Origin of the sequence: Leptospira adleri (assembly GCF_002811985.1) — a bacterium.
In the GTDB taxonomy this organism is placed as follows: domain Bacteria; phylum Spirochaetota; class Leptospiria; order Leptospirales; family Leptospiraceae; genus Leptospira; species Leptospira adleri.
Window position 1 is genome coordinate 20,468 of record NZ_NPDU01000040.1, and the last position, 18,122, is coordinate 38,589.

Sequence of the window (18,122 nt, forward strand, 5' to 3'; positions counted from 1 at the left end):
CAATCCCTCTAAGGCAAATCAACTCTCAAAAAACCTAAAAATCCAAACTCGATAGAATTCTTAGATTTGAATTTGTGTAGCTTTTTTCCTATCTTTTGAAACAATCAAGGTTGAGCCGATCCAAAGAACAATCAGATGAATACAAGATACGTTCAACATTCTTTTCTGATAATCCTCATTCTAATCCAGATCACAAACGTTTCCTGTCTGATGCGGGTCGACTGGGACGGAGGCGATAAGAACTTAAAAAAGGCGCCGTCGCCGGACGCGTTTCCCACGGCCGAAGAAGCGAATCTAACACAAGCGGAACGCGCTCGATTGATCAAAGAAGGGAAAAGAACCACCTTCGGTCCGGAGGGAATGGAATTGGTTCACGGAGGAGATCCTGCTTTTTCGTACGAAAAAGCATGTACACAACTTCTTTCCAAGTGCCAAGGAAACTGTATGGAAGAATGGTATCCCTTTACTTCCATATTCTTGCCGATCATAGGATATCGAAGCGCGAAACAACGACAATGTATGGATCGGTGCAATCAATTCTGCAATCTTCCTTTACCGAGCAGAATCCTCTCCGGCGAGACAAGAACGTTTCCCACAAATCCCGGACCCCAATCTCAATGACGCCTAACGTCGACAAATCGAATCGACGGTTCGGAAACGTTTTAAGAATTCTTGTATTGTTTTCCTGGACGTTCATCCTCGCGGATTGCATCCGGAACACACGCTCATTCGAAACGTCCAAACCTGCGAAAACACAGACCGACTTTCGCTCCGAAATGAAGATTACACAAATTGCATCCGGCTTAAAGGATCCGGATCCTCAGGAACCCGTTTATAAAAACGGGCGAGAAGTGATCGCGACTTCCAGAGAATTCGACCCAAATCCTCCCCTTCTCGGAATAGAATTGGACGAGTCGGAGGACGGCGAAGAATCGAAAGAAAAAAAATCGAACGGCCCCGCGAAGGAAATCAGGGATCAAAACCCTCTGGAAGCCTGGAAATACTCTTGTATCTTTCTTCATCCGGATTGCACCAAAGGTTGTAAGCGAAGTTTGAATCTCACGAGCAAATACGTTCGGACTTCCAACTCAGGACTGTTAGCTGAATGTGTTCAAAATTGCAGTTCCAATTGTTTGGATTATTTTGAAGAAAGCCGCCGAAGAAGCAGAGGTTCACGTTCTTCACAACCTCGCACTCGATAATCTATGTCCCGAATTTTATCCACTCAATTCAACTTATAGGATGAAAACTTCTTGCCAAAGCGAGAAAAGGAATCAATGTTTCCCTCCGGAGAAACCATGGCTGATTCAAACGAAATCATTGTATTTACCACTCTCAGTGATCGGGACCTTGCAGAGATTCAAATTTCGGAAATGCTCCAAGAAGGGATCATCATTTCAGGAACTATTTTTCCGGACGTAACCCTAATGTATCAGTGGGACGGAAAGATCGCGATGGATACTGAAAACAAAATCATGATCAAGGCGAGAGCCGATCAATATTCTAAAATAGAAGAATATATCATGAAGCAGCATCCGTATCTCGCGCCCGAAATCATCCGTATGGACGTCAGTTTCGGATCGGAAAATTACAAAAAATTCATCAAAGCAAAGATAGAAAAAGCGGGTTAGTCCCCGCTTCCCAATAGATTCCTCATCACTCTTCCTATAATCTGCGGATCCAATAGAAGCGCAAATGCAATGCCGCATAACGCACCCCAGAGGTGCGCGTCGTGATTGATTCCGTCTGATTGGGAATTCTTGGAGGAAAAATAAGTATAAGCCAAATAGAATACCGCGTAGATCGCGCCCGGAATCGGGATCGGTATAAACATCATGTAAAGCGACAACCCCGGATAAAATAAAATCGTCGCGAACAAAACTCCGCATACTCCGCCGGAAGCGCCTAACGTGGCGTAAAGCGGATTGTCCGTGTTTTTTCGCCAGGAAATCACGCTCGTGATCAAAATTGTCCCGATATAAAATAGAATAAATTTAACCGGACCGACCGTCTGCTCCAAATTCTTACCGAAAGAATAGAACGAAATCATGTTAAAGATCAAATGCATCCAATCCGCGTGTATAAACCCCGACGTCAAAAGAGTGTAATAATTCTTATCCCTTTCGAGTCGATACGGAGTGAGAATGAATTTTCGAAGTTGAGCTTCGGATGAAAAACACCATACGCTGACGCCGAAGGTGACGAGACAGATCAAGATTGTAATCAAACTAAGTTCCCTATATTTCTATTTTTCGATCGATGGATCTTCTATATGAATGGAAAGCATTTTATCCCTTAGGATCGCCGCTCTTTCAAAGTCCAAATCTTTTGCGGCTTTCATCATCTCTTCGTGAAGTTTCTCTTTAAACACGGCCTTGTCCGGGAATTTCTTCGGATTAAATTTCTTATCTATGTCTTCGAGAATCAAATCTTCCGAAGTCCGTTCTTTCTCTTCCCTTTCTATGATATCCCCGACTTCCTTTTTGATCGTAAGAGGAGTGATTCCGAACTTGGTGTTATGATCTTCCTGGATTTTACGGCGTCTTTTTGTTTCGTCGATCGCCTTAGCCATAGAATCCGTGATCTTATCGGCGTAAAGAATCGCGGTCCCGTTTACGTTTCTCGCCGCGCGTCCGATCGTCTGTATTAGAGATTTATAATTTCTTAAAAAACCTTCCTTGTCCGCGTCCAGAATCGCGACCAAAGAAACCTCCGGAATATCCAACCCTTCTCTCAAAAGATTGATTCCGATCAGAACGTCGTAAACTCCCTTCCTCAAATCCCGAATGATCGCGACGCGATCCAACGTCTCCACCTCGGAATGAAGATAAGCCACTTTTAAACCGATCTCTTCGTAGTAATCGGTCAAATCCTCGGACATCTTTTTTGTCAAAGTAGTCACGAGAACACGTTCTCCGGCGTCGATCCGTTTTCGTATTTCCACGAGCAGATCTTCGATCTGATTCTTCGTGGTCCGCACTTCGACTAGAGGATCCAAAAGTCCGGTCGGACGAATGATCTGTTCCACGGTCTTTGAACTTTTTGCCAATTCGTATTCGGCGGGGGTCGCCGAAACGTAAAGAGTTTTCGGAGTCAAGCGTTCGAACTCGTCGAAGTTGAGAGGCCGGTTGTCAAGCGCGCTCGGAAGACGAAAGCCAAAGTCGACTAACGTTTGTTTTCGCGCCTTGTCTCCCGCGAACATTCCTCCGATCTGAGGAATCGTCACGTGAGACTCGTCCACGATCAGAAGAAAATCTCCCCGAAAATAATCGATCAAACACGCGGGTCTCTCTCCGGCCTTTCTTCCCGTGAGATGTCTGGAATAATTTTCGATCCCATTGCAATATCCCATCTCCTGCAGCATTTCCATGTCGTAGTTGGTGCGGGATACGATTCTCTCCGCCTCGAGAAGTTTTCCGTTTTTACGAAAGAACTCCGCCTGTGCTTCGACTTCCGCTTTGATGTTCTCGACCGCCTCTTTTACCTTGGGTCCGGAAGTAATGAAGTGTTTTGCCGGATAAATATAAGCTTTTTCTAATTTAATAATCGTCTGCGCCGTGACCGGATTGATTCTACTGATGGAATCGATCTCGTCGCCGAAAAACTCGATTCTTATCCCGTCCGTATGATACGCAGGATAGATTTCGATCGAATCCCCTCTTACCCGAAAATTACCTCTCGAAAAATCGATGTCGTTTCGATTGTACTGAATGTGAAGAAGTTTTCGTATGACCGCGTCTCTTTCGATCGTATCTCCGACCTTGAGGGAAACCACCGAGTTCGTATATTCTTCCGGTGAACCCAAGCCGTAGATACACGAAACCGAGCTTACGATCACTACGTCGTCCCTTTCCAACAAGGAAGAGGTCGCTCTTAGCCTGAGTTTGTCGATCTCCTCGTTTATCGAACTGTCCTTCTCGATAAACGTATCCGAAGAAGGAACATAAGCTTCCGGCTGGTAGTAATCGTAATAGGAAACGAAATACTCGACCGCGTTTTCGGGGAAGAATTCCTTGAACTCGCGGAACAACTGCGCCGCCAAAGTCTTGTTATGCGAAAGAACCAGAGTGGGAAGCCCTAACGTCTGAATCACCTGCGCCATCGTAAACGTTTTTCCGGAACCGGTCACTCCTACGAGAGTGATCTTTTGTTCCCCTTTTTGAAACGAAGTCCCGATCGTTTCGATCGCTTTGATCTGATCTCCGGCGGGTTTGTATGCGGAATGGATTTTAAAAATTGCGGACATCTTCGTTAAGATAGTTTTTTCTTGGCGTTGAACTGAGCTTGTTTTCTTCCTTCCAGGATTTCCAAATCGAGTTCGTCGAAAAGTTTCTGCATGACCATCATTCCTCGCATCAACGTAGCCGTGGATGAAAACTTTCCTCTTTCGATATCCTGTTCCAAGTTCAGTTCTTTGAGATTGTTTACGATTTTGATGAATAAGGTCTGGGATCGATCTATGAAATATTCGACTTCGACTTCGGTTCCGTCTCCGTATTTTACCGCATTCTCAACGGCTTCGAGGGCGCCGATACAAAGATCCATCACAATATCTTCGGGAGTTCCTTGGCTTTTGAGAAAAAACTCGAAGCGGCTTCGAACGTATTGCATCGGTTGAAACGCGATTTTTCCGAGAAGAACATAACTGTCCTTAGACGGGATTTTTTTTCCTTCGGTTTGATCCGGGTGAACGTGAAATTCTTTTTGATTGAACTTGTTTAGTTTCGCGAAACCGGAATTCACCAAGGATTCTAAAATTGCGGCGACCGCGGAATTTTCCGTGTCCGGTTCGTCTTTAAATTTGCGGAGAGTTTCCATCCGGATCCAAGCGTAAAAATCGTTTACGGTTCCGGTCAACCCCTGAGAAAGCATCGATTGAATTTGTTTTTCGATTTCTTCTCTTGTGAGGTGAAAGCTCATACTTTATCCATTTAGATGCAGAATTCTGAAAGTGTAAATCCGTTTTTACCAGGACTTGATTTGACGCATCGCTTCATAAGAAATTACGGCGACTGAATTGCTTAGATTCAAACATCGCGAGGAATCTTCCATCGGAATTTTTAAGATCTTTTCCTCATTCCAAGATTTTTTCATATCCGCGGGAACTCCCGAAGTTTCGTTTCCGAAGAGGAAAGCGTCTCCCGACTTATATTTCACTGACGTATAAGAACGTGTGCCGTGAACGGAGACCAGATATAAATTCGTGTTCGAAGGAAGAGCCGCTTTATAATCTTCTAAAGAAGAATGGAGTGAAATTTTTACCTTATCCCAATAATCCAAGCCCGCGCGTCGCGCGGCCTTTTCGGAAAGATCGAAGGAGGCTTGTCCGATGATGTGGAGATCCGCTCCCAACGCCACGCAGAGTCTCGCGATGTTTCCGGTGTTGGGAGGAATTTCGGGTCGATAAAGACCTATATGCAGCGACATGGAATCATTTTTTCTTATTCTTATTCAAAGAATTCTGAAGAATCGCGCCGAACGAACTCGTGGACCCGCTCGTATCCGTGCTCAAATATCCGCTGTAGTCCATTCTTTCTTGGATCTCTTTTGCTTTCTGAATCGAAAGAGAAATCTGCTTTCTCTCCGGGTTGACTTCCATTACAAAAACGTCAACTACGTCTCCCGGTTTAAAACTCTGGGTCAAGGGAATACGGCTTGGAACTCCGGTTTCCCTTCCGGGAACAAGGCCGTTGAAATGATCGTCTAACTTAACAAAAAGACCGAACGGTTTTAAAGAATCGATCGTTCCTTTTACGATATCTCCTTCCTTGAACGGAACCGTCTGCGCCCAAGGATCCTTCAAAAAATCCTTCACGGTAAGCGCGATCTTCTGAGTTTCCCAATCGATTCGAAGGACTCTCGCGCGCAACGTCTGGCCGACTTGAAATTCTTTTTCAAGTTCCGGATTCTTCTTATAAGTCGCTTCGGAGATGGGAATCAGAGCGCTGAGTCCGTCCATCTCCACGATCATGCCGAAATTCTGGATCGTTTTCACTTTGCAGGTGACGAACATTCCTTCTTTCAATTCTTGTTTGAGAACTCCGAGCTTGGCTTCCTTTGCACGGTCGGAAATTTTTTTCTGAGATACGATGAGTTTTCCCCGAGTCCCGATATCCTGAATCAAAAATTTGAGTCGTTTGCCGACTAAGCCCGATTTTTTAAATTCCGGATCGATCTGGGAGAATGGACAGAACGCCGTGAACTCTCCGATCTTGACTTCGGCGCCGGATTCTCCTTCCGAAATAAATTGACCTAAGACGGGAATCTCCGCTCTTTTAGCGATTTCTAATAGATCTTTGTTGAGGGAATCTCCGCTCAGACAAGTCGTGAAGTGAATGTCTCCGTGATCCTCTCTTAAAAAATACGCTTCGATTTCGTCGCCCGGAGTCGGCAAACCGGATTCGAGAAATTCTTCTGAGGAAATGATTCCTTGCGTTTTAGAATCCTTTGCGGTAACGAATATAAAATCTTTTTTGGCGGAGTTCACGACGGCCGTAACCTTCGTTCCTGCTTCCATCGCTTTTTTCTTTTTAAAGGAAGCGTCTAACATTTTCTCAAAGAGTTCTTTTTCAGATTCTTTCATTTTTTCCCTCTCTTTTTTGGATTGGAAGTGGATTCCTTTTTTTCAGGCGGATAGGAAATTTCGCCGGCGATCGTTTTGCGGAGAGATTTCAAATTCTTTAGACTGATCATCGGGTCTTCCGTGAATACGTTGATATAAGCCGGCTTTCCTTCCCGGATTTTTCCTTCGTGCGGAGCTTCCAGAAAGGAACAAGTGGATTCGGTCGCGATCCGAATGGTTTCTTCGTTTCCCAAGACGGAGGCAAGAATCTCCATTTCCTTCCAACCTCCGATGCCCGGATGAACGTGAAGATTTCCCGTGCCAGAAGCGAGAAGCAGCCCTTGACTCAGATTTTTTTGTCTGACTAAAAAAGCAAGATAGGATTTGTATTCTCTTTCCGCATTCTCCCTTTCTTCGTCTTTTAGATTGGAAAGTTTTCCGGCGAATTCCGGTTCCGGAGAAAGATTCTTTGCAAAGAACGGACTCCATTCTTTCAACGCGTTGAGATCCGTTTCCCACTCGGGAGTTCCCGCAAGTTTTTGATAGTAATAGACGGAAAACATAGGACCCCAATTCAAATTGCGGAACACGCCCGGAGAAATTCTTCCCGCGATCCCGTCAGGAACCGGATGAAAGAGCGTCGGAATTCCGGCGTTGATTCCCTCCAGAATACTGAACTCATCTCCAAAGGCGGATAACGCTAGTTTGATTCCTTCCGAATCTGCGACCTTCTTGAGTTGATATAAAAACGGGCCGTCAAACGCAAACGTCTCACCTTCCTGATATCGATAAAAAAGATGAACGGGAGAATTTGGTCTTTTTTTCATTCTCGCGACCGCATCTCCGGAAGAACGTATCACGATATAACCTGGGAGGTTTCCTAAATTCTTCGTTTCCGCGCTTTCCGCGATCCAAGGAGAATCCGACTTTCGAACCCAAGGAACAACCTTTCCGGATCGGTGCGCTTCTTTCGAAAGTGTATCGACCCAAGTAGGATCTCCCACGGACAAAACTCCGGTGAAACCGTGAGCAAAAAAAGATTGAAGCGAAAGAAAAACTCCCGCTCTATCTTTTTGTCCTCCGAGAGAATCCGTGGAAAGAGTTACATTCGAATCACAAAATCCGGGAAGCGCGTACGAAACTTTTCCGGAATAAGAATTTAACTTTTTGATAGCGACGACCTTACCGTTTTCGATTCGAATCTCGGAGACTTCGGAGTATTCTTTTTTTCCGGGAAGCAGATAACGTATTCCGCTCAAGGTCAAAGACTCGGAAAAGAGCGATGGAGAGATAAACAATAACATCAAAGAAAATGCAGTCAGCTTAAAAAGAGAACGTAGTATCTTTGTTTCTAAAAGATGCTTCTTTTTTCTCGTTCTAACAATCACTCTCTTGACAAACAAAACAGATTCAGGAATGTTCATGGATGATGGGGCAGGAAATCCGAGATATATCCGACAATATCCGGCTAACAATTGAGAACGGAAAAATCCTGTCTCTGAAAACCCACAGGATGACTCATTCTGTCGAAGAGCATATCCAAGAGGCAGTCGGTCTGATTCTGGATAAGGTAACTCATCCTACTCTGGTTCCTACGGTTTATACTATAATAAAAGAGTTGGCAATCAACGCCTGCAAAGCAAACCAAAAAAGGATTTTTTTCGAAGAAAAAGGTCTCGATCTCAACGACGCGGCCGATTATGAAAAAGGCGTTCGAGAATATAAAAATATTTTCAGCGAAGCGATGTCCGAACTCTACGGACAGAAGGCAAGAAAGGAAGGATACTATTGCCTGATCACGTTTCATTATTCTTTTGATGGAATTCGGATCGAAGTCATCAACAACGCGCCCGTCACTCAACAGGAAGAAAAATCTCTCAGAGAAAAATTGGAAAAGGGAATGCGCTACAACGACATCGCCCAATTTTATTTGGACAACGCGGACAACACCGAAGGCGCGGGAATCGGACTTGCGCTCATTCTCATCATGCTTAAGGGAGAAGGAATCGATCCTTCCTATTTTAGAATTATCATTCGAGAAGACGTTACGATCGCAAGATTGGAAATTCCGCTGACACCCGACTTTCAGAGCATCCGAAAATTAAATCATAAGAATTAAATGCGACTTCCCCTTTCGGTTTGTATCATCACCCTCAACGAAGAAGACAATCTAGAACGTTGTCTCAAACCTTTGGACTTCGTTTCCGAAATCGTCGTCGTGGATTCCGGGTCGAAGGACAAGACGGTGGAGATCGCCAAAAAATACGGCGCCAAAGTTCAGGAAAGAAAGTTCGACGACTACGTAAGTCAGAAAAATTTCGCGCTTTCTCTCGTGACAAACGACTGGGTTCTCACGCTCGACGCTGACGAGGAAGTATCTCCCGATCTAAAACAGGAAATTCTAAACTTATTTAAGAATGGTTTACCCAAGGCGGACGGCTATTCCACGCCGAGGCTGACCTGGTATTTGGGAAAATGGATCCGTCACGGAGGATGGTATCCCAATCGGAGGATCCGGCTTTTTCAAAAAGTCAAAGGAACTTTCGCCGGCGGACTCGTTCACGAAACAGTTCATCTCAGCGGAATATTCGAAAAACTGAATGCACCCGTATATCACTATTCTTATAAGAATATAAGCGATCATATCCGTTATATCAACGCCTATTCCGACCTAGGCGCTCAAGAGAAGTTTCGAGCGGGGAAAACGAGCGGACTTTTTCACGCATTTCTGGAAGGTTTTTACAAGGCCTTTTGGATGTACACGATCCGGTTCGGTTTTCTGGACGGAAAACAGGGTTTCGTTTTGGCGATTTTCGGATTCTATTATAATTTTCTAAAGTATCTCAAATTGTACGAATTGAACCTGAAGGACGAACGGGAAAAACGCTAAAAAAAATCAAATTGTAGAAAACAAAATCGAAGAGCCGCCTAACAACGGAAAGAAACGAATCGAAAAGGAGATTAATCTCTTCTTTCTTTGTTGTGATTGATACGATTCATGATGTAGAGCGCGAGCAGGCCGCCTAAAAGAACCGCGAGTAGGTTTACGTTTGAGATTTGATAGATGCCGAACTTGGGGGAAATCAACCAAAGAACTATGGAGCGAATAAAATCCTGAAGGAGCGAAAGGATGATCAGGGAACCGAGAAGGGCTACGATGAGCGCTCCCCAAAATCCTCCGAGAAGATCCTTACGCTTGTAGTAGTAATAATACCAGGAAAGTCCGCCGGAGATTCCGACAACGAAGAGAACGTCAAGAATGGTTGTCCACCAGGGAGAGCCTGAAAAAGAAGCAAGCGGCGCCAAAAAGAGTTGTGCACCCAGTCCGTGTAAAAAAGAATCAGGTAAATTCAGTAGGCTCATTCCAATACAGCATTTTCGGGAATTGTCTTTTAGTCGACTCATTTTACGACTCGCTCCAAAACTTGCTTCTTTCGGAGCAAAAAAGTCCAAGCTCCCGTATCCGATGTTCCACATTATAAGTTTCCAAAGAGAGAATGGAAAACGCCGAGGGAATTTGATTTTAGAAATGAGCGCCTTCCAAAGAGAATTTTAAATTTGAATAAAGAAACAAATCAGCCCGCTACAACTTTCGGTATAGTTGGTTTTCCCCTTTCCCATTCCCTTTCCCCACTGATTCACAATTCGATTTATAAAGACAAAGGAATGAATGCTTCCTATCTAGTTTTTGAAACTAAGGAATTCGATCAAAATATCGTTCGAGAACTTCAGAAATCAGGCGTAAAAGGAGTCTCCGTTACGATTCCGCATAAGGAAAGAGCCTTTGCAATCGCGGACTCAGCGGATGAACCTTCTCAAATTATGAAGGCTTCCAACACCTTGGTCTTAGGAAAAAATTCGATTCATGCGTACAACACGGACGGAGAAGGAGCCTATCGTTCTATTTTAGAATGGTCTCCGGAATCTTTGAGTCGCGGTAAAACGTTGATTCTTGGGAGCGGAGGGAGCGCTCGCGGAATCGCTTACAGTCTCGCGACCTCCGCAAACCCCGAGGAATTGATTTTATCTTCCCGAAACGAAACCACTGGAAAGGAGATCTGTTCTCTGATCTCGAAACATTCTTCCGTAAAATCGGTGTTTGTCGATCCCAAGGATCTCCTTTCGATCCGGGATCAAATCTCGTTGGTGGTTCATACGACACCTTTGGGGATGAAGGGTCAATCACCGGGTCCTTTTATCGGAGAAGAATTTTTCAATTCTTCCATGACGCTTTTTGATATCGTATACAATCCTTTGGAAACTCCTTTGGTCAAAGCCGCCAAGAGCACGGGCGCAAAGATCATTCCGGGATCCGAGATGCTTTTGTATCAGGCGATGAAACAGTTCGAACTTTTTACCGGAGTGATTCCGGATTCGAACGACGTCAAAAAAACGAGAGAAAGATTGTCCGTCGCATTGGCAAATAGATGAGTTCCGATTTTTTCGAATTTATATCTCAGCTTTCCAACCTGGAGAAGACGAGAAACTTCAACGTGTTCTCCGAATATTCTTTGGAACCTTTCGGAAAAATTTTAAAAAAATACGGATGGGATCAAAGGGGAACAAAAACTCTTTGTAGAATTTCGGTCGTCGGAACGAACGCGAAAGGTTCGATCGCTCATTTTTTAGGGGAATACTTCCGTCTTTCCGGTCTCAAAACGGGGCTCTATACTTCCCCTCACCTTCTTTCACCGCTGGAAAGAATTCGAATCGGATCCGGTTCTGAAACCTTTCGACAAATTTTAAAGGAAGAATTGAACGTTTTGTTAAGCGAAATGAACGCTCAGGGAGCGGAGCCGGAACTAAAGACACTTTCTTTTTTCGAATTATTCACCTGCGCCGCTTTTCGTTTTTTTGAAAAAGAATCGATCGAAATTCAGATCTATGAAGCGGGATTGGGGGGAAGATTGGATGCGACGAAACTCGCGCGTCCGGACGTCGTGGTTTTGGGGGCTATCGGACTCGATCATAAGGAAATATTAGGAAATTCTAAAATTGAAATTCTTCGGGAAAAATTGGGAATCTGTTCCGAAAATACGAAGGCGATTTTCGCTCTGGAACAGAAGGAGCCGGAACTCAATCGGAGAATCAAAGAATTCTGCGATGAAAAAAAAATCTTCTGTGAAATTTTAAAAGAAGAACCGTCTAACGCCGATTATCTGACTCGGAACAGATTCTTTTCGTTTAGGGTTTGGGAAAAAATTCTGAACTTGAAAGAAATGAAAGATTCTAAAATTCAGTTTCGGCGTTTGAATTTTACTGATTCCGAGGTCGACGTTTCACTTCCCGCCGGACGATTGACCGTTTTAAGAAATTCTCCCTTATTGATTTTTGATCCGGCGCACAATCCGGACGCGTTCGCAGAGACGTTTCGAAGTTTGTTTTCTCTTTATCCGAATTTGAGGTTTCAAGTTTTGGCCGGTATGCTAAAGGACAAGGATGGGATCGGCATTTTGAAACTTTTAAGAAACGCGACGTCGGAGAATTCGATCGCTGGTTTTCGATTTTTAAAAAGAGAAGGTTTTTATCTTCCCGAAAGCTGTGAAGAAGAGGAGATTATCGATTTGGAGGAAATGCGCACGGCCCTTCGGTCGAATTCTGGTTTTGAGAATCCGATTTTGGTCCTTGGTAGTTTTAGATTGTTTCCGATCGTCTTGGATCTGATTTAACGACTCTTTTAAGAACCGAACCAATCTTCGTAGTGCAGAATGCTTAGAAAATTGGGCGGCTCGCATTCTAGCGTGCGGGTAATCTCGTTGTTTAACAAATCGAGGTGGAGGATATATCTGTAATTTCTGTGAAACGTGGGAGCTCCCTCATTCATAGTTTACACGAGAAAAGAATCCATTTCGATCTCATCCAACCAAAGGAGATAATTAAAAAGATAACAGAGGGAAACCCCATGAGCCTGCGCCAAAGCCCCCAGGAGCGCCCAACTTCCCGTACTCACACGAGCGTTGATCCTCTGCATATTCTCCCTACCCTCGCTCGATTGATAAAGGGTCTTCCCCGCCTTTTTACCCAACCTCCTCGAAGCCCCCAAATACTTTCCATATTTTCTCAAAAGATTCGGAATCCTCTTCGGAAGACTTCTCTTGTCCGAATCGCTCAAACCGAATAAAGTTTTTTTCGGAATCAAAAGAGTAACCACGTCCGAATTTCTTTCTTGAAGAATCGAACGCAATGCCTGATCAGAATTTAAAAGTAAAGTCCCCATACCTTGTACGTTTCCGAGATTTTCAAAAATGACGCGGGGATTTGAAAAAAAATGATCCGAACAAAAATAAAAATCTGAGTTAAGACTCGAGGAAGCGTAAGAAAGGAAGAATCAAAACAAGAATCGGCAGAGAAACAAAAAATAAAACTCTAATACTTCAAATTAAACTTCGCGTAAGAATCCATTTCCATTGTCTGGCCCGGAATCGCAAAAGGATTGTTGACCCTTGTGGGAACGATTCCAACATCCAAAGTCTCTTCGTCCAAACCTAGAAAGTAAAACGTCGCAGATAAAATCAACATCAGAGCCATTCCGTAGACCATAACCCCGCCGGTAACTCCCTGATGTCTCCCGAAATTCCCGGCCAACTTTTGATACTTCCCGGCGTCTGAATTCGCTTCGCGAATGATTGCCTCTTCGTACAAATACATGCCGATAAACGTATCCTGAGGAACTACGTTAGCCGCAAGATACAAACGAGTAAGACTCACCCGGCTTTCCGCACGGTCATACAAGGCATTCGCTTTCAAATTAAAATAATAATAACCTGCATAAAACAAAAGTGTCCCGTACATAGAATAGATCGAAAAGTCGTTATAAGAATGGTCCAAGAAAACATTCTGCTTATTCTTGTAATACGCGACGCTGTCGCCGGGTTTTAAAATAAAATCCAAATTCGTTTCTTCTTCTTTTTTGATTTCCACACCCTTAAGAATATCGACGTGACCTTCCATGGAAACGCGAAGTCGATTGTATCCGGTCTTCACGGAAGCGCGAACCAAAGGTGTTTTCCCCAAAAACTCGGAACCGAGATAAACGTTGGCGCCTTCCGGATTGGAAGTGACCGATATCAAACCTTCTCTTGGGGCCCGGGAAAGAATCATCTCAAAGTTGCCGCCGTCTTGAACGGGAACCCGTTTTTCCTGGCTCTGAAATCCATCCATATAATACTTGATCACGTGATTTCCCGGAAGAATGTCCGATCTCTGAAGCGGCGTTTTACCGAGGAATTGTCCGTCAAGAAAGACAAGAACTCCGTCCATATCTCCCGATTTAAAGGAGAATGAAATCGTATTCTTACCCAGAAGCTCTTTTTTGATTTCGCTTATCAACCCTTCCAATTCTTGATAAGAACGTCTAACGCTAGTCTTAGCCTTGAATTCTTTTTTGGATCCGTCCTTGGAGGATCTTAGGACCAACTTGAGCTCCATCTGAAACTCATTCTTTTTTTCATAGGAACCGGCGAGATGATAAAAACAACCTTGCTTATTGCCGGAAATAAACAGAGTGCTGTCTTCGGGAGGGGTTTCGTTTGAAATATAATCGATCTTTAATGTTAAAAATCTAGGATCTTTATCCGGAGAAATCTCCTTCGCGTTCCTTACTTTTTCGAGAACTTCCGCGTCCCATTCTCCTTTTCTGAGTCTTTCTTTTCCGGTAGGTTTTCCGAATCCGTGTTGAATACTTTTCGGAATCACGTCCTGATCGAAAATCTGGAACAAACTTTTAAGACCCGAGTATAAAACGCTTCCATAACCTTTGCTAAGATATTCCAGGTTAACGTCGGCATTCTGATTTTTTAAGGGAAAAATACAAAGTTTTCTTTCGGTTTCAAAAGTGATTCTTTCTCTCATCCCCGCTTCCGGAAATCGATAATAATCGTCGATTCCTTGGGCGGAAATTGAAACACTCAAGATCGCTAATATTAAAATAAATGCAAATACTCTACTCATCTTTTGTCCACGTTCAAAGCGGTGACCAAACCTACGATTCCGAATATGGGAATCACGAGCGCGAGAGGCGCCGAATACGCATAATCTCTCGCAAAAGAAATTTGTTCCCCTAATCCGGGACCAAACCAATCGCTGCCGGCGCTGACTCCAAGATAACTGAAAAGCGCCAGTGTCATAACTACCGCGGGCAATCCTGTCGTAAACAGAACTTTCAACACAGGAATCGCGGACGGGAAAATATGATTTCGAAACACATTCGCTCTCGAGGCCCCGAAAAAAGTAGAAGCCAAAACGAACGGACTTCCGTCCGTCTCTCGAATTTTACTCTGTAGAGTTTCGTAAGACAATGCCCAATCTCCCAGAAGAATCGCAACCACCAAAACCGAAGGCCCGTTTCCCAAAGCGTGAACGGTGAGTAACGCGACAAGAAGCGAAGGAACGGAAACAAAGACCGATGAGATCGGAGAGAAAAACCATTTCCCCGTAAGCGGGATCGAATATTGAAACAAACAAATCAGAGAACTAAACAGCAAAGTAAGAATTCGAGAAGGAAGAGAAAACAAAAGTGTGGAAAAGGCGCCGTAGGAAAAAAGACCGAGAACATCCCTTCCTAAACGATCACAACCGAAAGGATGATTCCAAGCGATCGGACAAAAACTATCCTCCAAAAAAATTTCGGTCGGAGGGCTTTTCCAAAGAATTCCCGCAAGAACAAGCGCGCCGAACGAAAATCGAAGAAGATGACTCGCTGAAATCAAGATGCGCTCTCCTTTCCTGTTAGGTTCTCTTGGAATCGAAGGGAGATCCTGCTAAAGATATAAAACGTAAGGCCGCTGTAAAACAGAAGCGCGCTTAACAGCTCGGAATCCATCGTCTGAATCGCGTAGTACATGGATTTTCCGATTCCCGGAAAGAAAAAAATCTCTTCGACGATCATCGCGCCGGAAAGAAGAGAACTAAAATCGAGCAAAATCAAGACTGCCAAAAAAGGCAGAATCTTAAATAAAACATGATTCCATAATATTCTATTTTTAGAATATCCACGCGCCCTCAGAACCTTCGCGTAAGGAGATTTCAATTCGACTTCCGTAAGACTCGAAGCGAACTGAAAAATTCGGGCCCATACCCTCGACCCCAACGCGATTCCCGGAAGAATCACGTATGTCGTATTCCAAGGTTCGTAACCGCCGGGTGGAAACCATTCCAAACGAACGAAAAAAATCAAAAGTAAAACAACGCCTACTACGAAAACCGGAGTCGATAAAACAAGATTGCTCAGAAAATAAAAAAACTTTCTTAACGAACTCTCTTCGGTCCTGCCGCCCCAAAGAGCGAGCGCGATCGCAAACAAACTTCCCCAAGCAACCGAAAAAATCGCAAGGTGCAAGGTCGGCAAAACTCTAGAGGAAATATGTTTCCAAACGGATTCTCCCGATGCCGTTTTTCCGGATTGTAAAGTAAGAATTCCTTTAACAAAGGAAAGAATCTGGGAAGAAAAAGTCTTTCTATCCGGAAAAGATTCTTCCTTGGAAAAAGAAGAATCTGCGTAGAGATATTCTTTATTGAGAGAACGAAGATGGCCGAAAAGAACGGAAAAAAAAATCAGAGCGACAAGAAATAAAAAGAACCTAGAGATTTCTCCCTGCACGATTAAACATTCCGAGAAAAGGCTTTTTGAATTTCCTCAAAGGATCTGGAACGGATCAATTTCTCTCTGTCTTCCTTTACGTTTAAGGCTTTTGCGATTTGAGCGAGAGTTTTGATGTGTTCCTGAAATTTAGTCTTAGGGACGATCAGAAGAATAAAAATATGAACCGGCTGATGATCGATGGAATCGAAATCGACGCCTTCTTGATTGAGTCCCATCACACATTTGAGTTCGTCTACGAGATTGACCGAGCAGTGAGGAATGGCGACGCCGCTTCCGATTCCGGTAGACATCGACTTTTCGCGCGCCAAAAGAGATTCTAAAATTTCTTCCATATTTTCAGAATCGATCTGATTTGTTTCCACGGCTTTCTGCAAAAGTCTGGAGATGACTTCTTCTTTGGAGCCGGGTTCTAAATTGAAAATGATCGTTTCCGGATGAAGAAGAGTCAATAATTGATTCATAGAATCGCCTCTGACTCTTTGCGTTTTTTATTCATATTCTTATGTTTGCAACGATACGAGATCATCATTCTAACCACAAATCCGGTTACTCTAATTGTCCGAAATTATCTACTCTGCTTCCCAGAAATATACGGATCAGACTGGCTTCAATGAAAAAATAGAAAACGGAATAGGTGAAAAGCGGTAAGTAAAAGGCAATTAAGACTTGGATGACATAAAAAAGGACTCCCGTCGCCAAAACGCCGATCAGCGAATAAACCCAAGCCGTATATAAATTTCTTCCCGGAGACGCAAACAGGATCGCAAAAGAAATCCAAGTGGAAAGAAGAACCGGCGAAAATTCCTGAGCCAAAGTACCCGCCCCCAAAATCAAACCGACTCCGAAAAGCGCCGGAATCAAAAACGCAAAAGGTCTTTTTAAAAAGACCGGAATCAAAAAAAGAATCGAATAAGCTCCCATAGTTTCCAAAGAAGAAAATCTCCAAGGAGAATTTCCATCCTGAGAATACGAAATTACGCTGTAAATATCGGAAATATTAGAATCCCGAAAAGAAAACATCGACTGGGAAGCAAGACCCGAAAAAAGATCCACCGCTGGAAGAAGAAGATAGAAAAAGAGAAAGATCAAAAGTTGAACGAGTGAAAGCGGCACTTGAATTCGAAGCCGGTTTTCCAAAGGAGAATACAAAACGATTCCTAAAAGCCCGGCGAGAATCGCCCAAAGAACGGTGCCGGGATGAAGCGGCAATAGAATCGCGTAAATTCCGATATGAACAGTCCACTTCAACGGATAGACGAATCGTTTTACAACCGCAAATTGATAAACGAAACATGCGGAAAGAAGAAGTCCATAACAAATCCATAATGGAATCGTTCCAAAAAAAACGATCCCTAAAACGGAAAGAATCGAAATCAGAAGGTCCGGAAAAAAAGGATCCGACTTACGAAAGAATCCGGACTTTGTCACGAGAAGAAACTCAGACACGAGCAGTCTCCTTGGAATTCGATTTTGCGGTTTGAATTCTTTCCCGAAGAGAAATTCCGGAAGGACATAAAAATGTGCAGATCCCGCATTCGATACACGCGTTAGACGAAAACTTCCCCTGCCCGGTTACGAGCGCGATCGGATTGCATTCAAGAGGACAATTGTATGTGCATTCTCCGCATTCGGTGCAAGGAAATTCGCTCTGTTCTCTGATCTTTCCGGCCACAAAAAGAATCGAATGATGTTTGTAGATATCCAGATAATATTCTTCGGAAGAGGAATGAAAATCCCCTCCGTCGAAAAAGGAGTTGAACGTAAAGTTCGGATATTCCTTCCTCTTTTCCAAAAGCAGAAAGCTCAGACTTTGTCCGTCTCGGAACTTGATCGGAGATTCTTCTTTTTTGAGACCGCCGTTTTTGCCGACGTAATAGATGCTGATATGTCTTTCGATAAACGGAATCTTCTTAAAGAGCGCGCGGTAAAGATGATAGAGAGTTTCCGGACCGAGATAAA

The 18,122-nt window shown here is 43.8% G+C and carries 19 protein-coding genes and 2 pseudogenes; 7 read left to right on the forward strand and 14 right to left on the reverse strand.

Annotated features, from left to right (window positions below; genetic code table 11):
* Positions 1-135 precede the first annotated feature (135 nt).
* The 3 genes from CH376_RS15105 (at position 136) to cutA (ending at position 1,631) form a co-directional block, all read left to right on the forward strand.
* Complete coding sequence (locus CH376_RS15105; protein WP_165781713.1) at positions 136-621, forward strand: LIC_10730 family protein; 486 nt, start codon at positions 136-138, stop codon at positions 619-621.
* Positions 618-1,202, forward strand: coding sequence for a hypothetical protein (locus CH376_RS15110; RefSeq protein WP_100784861.1), 585 nt, complete (start codon positions 618-620; stop codon positions 1,200-1,202). The genes CH376_RS15105 and CH376_RS15110 overlap by 4 nt, the downstream gene beginning before the upstream one ends.
* 96 nt (positions 1,203-1,298) lie before the next feature.
* A complete protein-coding gene (gene cutA / locus CH376_RS15115) occupies positions 1,299-1,631 on the forward strand; it encodes a divalent-cation tolerance protein CutA (protein ID WP_100785035.1) in 333 nt (110 codons plus the stop codon).
* Here cutA and CH376_RS15120 read toward each other — a convergent pair.
* Genes CH376_RS15120 through CH376_RS15145 form a run of 6 tightly spaced genes read right to left on the reverse strand, consistent with a single transcriptional unit; the run spans position 1,628 to position 7,986 of the window.
* On the reverse strand, positions 1,628-2,227 hold the full coding sequence (locus CH376_RS15120) for a rhomboid family intramembrane serine protease (RefSeq protein ID WP_100784860.1): 600 nt from the start codon (positions 2,225-2,227) through the stop codon (positions 1,628-1,630). The two genes, cutA and CH376_RS15120, sit on opposite strands and share 4 nt — an antisense overlap.
* A gap of 18 nt (positions 2,228-2,245) precedes the next feature.
* On the reverse strand, positions 2,246-4,246 hold the full coding sequence (gene uvrB / locus CH376_RS15125) for an excinuclease ABC subunit UvrB (protein WP_100784859.1): 2,001 nt from the start codon (positions 4,244-4,246) through the stop codon (positions 2,246-2,248).
* Between the two features lie 5 nt (positions 4,247-4,251).
* Complete coding sequence (locus CH376_RS15130) at positions 4,252-4,920, reverse strand: ATP-binding protein (RefSeq protein ID WP_100784858.1); 669 nt, start codon at positions 4,918-4,920, stop codon at positions 4,252-4,254.
* A gap of 45 nt (positions 4,921-4,965) precedes the next feature.
* Positions 4,966-5,427, reverse strand: coding sequence for a tRNA (cytidine(34)-2'-O)-methyltransferase (locus CH376_RS15135; RefSeq protein ID WP_100784857.1), 462 nt, complete (start codon positions 5,425-5,427; stop codon positions 4,966-4,968).
* 4 nt (positions 5,428-5,431) lie between these two features.
* Entirely contained in the window at positions 5,432-6,583 is a 1,152-nt protein-coding gene (locus tag CH376_RS15140) for a S1 RNA-binding domain-containing protein (protein ID WP_100784856.1), read from the reverse strand.
* Positions 6,580-7,986 (reverse strand): hypothetical protein, encoded by a 1,407-nt coding sequence (locus tag CH376_RS15145; RefSeq protein ID WP_100784855.1) that lies wholly within the window; start codon positions 7,984-7,986, stop codon positions 6,580-6,582. Before CH376_RS15145 ends, CH376_RS15140 begins: the two co-directional genes overlap by 4 nt.
* Positions 7,987-7,988: 2 nt before the next feature.
* On the opposite strand from CH376_RS15145, the gene CH376_RS15150 reads away from it, so the two are divergent.
* Together CH376_RS15150 and CH376_RS15155 are read left to right on the forward strand one after the other, a co-directional pair.
* Positions 7,989-8,681 carry a histidine kinase gene (locus CH376_RS15150; protein ID WP_100784854.1) on the forward strand — a complete coding sequence of 231 codons (693 nt, stop codon included), beginning with the start codon at positions 7,989-7,991 and terminating at the stop codon, positions 8,679-8,681.
* A complete protein-coding gene (locus CH376_RS15155; protein WP_100784853.1) occupies positions 8,682-9,452 on the forward strand; it encodes a glycosyltransferase family 2 protein in 771 nt (256 codons plus the stop codon).
* A 71-nt stretch (positions 9,453-9,523) separates the two neighbouring features.
* On the opposite strand, the gene CH376_RS15160 is transcribed toward CH376_RS15155, so the two are convergent.
* Complete coding sequence (locus tag CH376_RS15160) at positions 9,524-9,916, reverse strand: hypothetical protein (protein WP_100785034.1); 393 nt, start codon at positions 9,914-9,916, stop codon at positions 9,524-9,526.
* A gap of 204 nt (positions 9,917-10,120) precedes the next feature.
* Here CH376_RS15160 and aroE point away from each other — a divergent pair, with 204 nt between their 5' ends.
* Positions 10,121-10,993, forward strand: a complete 873-nt coding sequence (gene aroE, locus CH376_RS15165; protein ID WP_100784852.1) for a shikimate dehydrogenase — start codon at positions 10,121-10,123, stop codon at positions 10,991-10,993.
* Positions 10,990-12,231 (forward strand): folylpolyglutamate synthase/dihydrofolate synthase family protein, encoded by a 1,242-nt coding sequence (locus CH376_RS15170; RefSeq protein ID WP_100784851.1) that lies wholly within the window; start codon positions 10,990-10,992, stop codon positions 12,229-12,231. The genes aroE and CH376_RS15170 overlap by 4 nt, the downstream gene beginning before the upstream one ends.
* A gap of 8 nt (positions 12,232-12,239) precedes the next feature.
* On the opposite strand, the pseudogene CH376_RS15175 reads toward CH376_RS15170, so the two are convergent.
* The 7 genes and pseudogenes from CH376_RS15175 to CH376_RS15205 all read right to left on the reverse strand — a co-directional run.
* Positions 12,240-12,779, reverse strand: a pseudogene (locus CH376_RS15175) (DUF1564 domain-containing protein).
* A gap of 149 nt (positions 12,780-12,928) precedes the next feature.
* Complete coding sequence (locus tag CH376_RS15180) at positions 12,929-14,512, reverse strand: PEGA domain-containing protein (RefSeq protein WP_100784850.1); 1,584 nt, start codon at positions 14,510-14,512, stop codon at positions 12,929-12,931.
* Positions 14,509-15,270, reverse strand: a complete 762-nt coding sequence (locus CH376_RS15185; protein WP_100784849.1) for an ABC transporter permease — start codon at positions 15,268-15,270, stop codon at positions 14,509-14,511. The genes CH376_RS15180 and CH376_RS15185 overlap by 4 nt, the downstream gene beginning before the upstream one ends.
* Complete coding sequence (locus CH376_RS15190) at positions 15,267-16,160, reverse strand: ABC transporter permease subunit (RefSeq protein ID WP_100784848.1); 894 nt, start codon at positions 16,158-16,160, stop codon at positions 15,267-15,269. The genes CH376_RS15185 and CH376_RS15190 overlap by 4 nt, the downstream gene beginning before the upstream one ends.
* Positions 16,161-16,162: 2 nt before the next feature.
* The gene (locus CH376_RS15195) at positions 16,163-16,624 is read right to left on the reverse strand and encodes a PTS sugar transporter subunit IIA (RefSeq protein ID WP_100784847.1); all 462 of its coding nucleotides are present in this window, start codon (positions 16,622-16,624) and stop codon (positions 16,163-16,165) included.
* 85 nt (positions 16,625-16,709) lie between these two features.
* Positions 16,710-17,609 (reverse strand): hypothetical protein, encoded by a 900-nt coding sequence (locus CH376_RS15200; protein WP_100784846.1) that lies wholly within the window; start codon positions 17,607-17,609, stop codon positions 16,710-16,712.
* Positions 17,602-18,122: pseudogene (locus CH376_RS15205) on the reverse strand (4Fe-4S dicluster domain-containing protein); the annotation flags it as partial. The pseudogene CH376_RS15205 and the gene CH376_RS15200, both read right to left, overlap by 8 nt.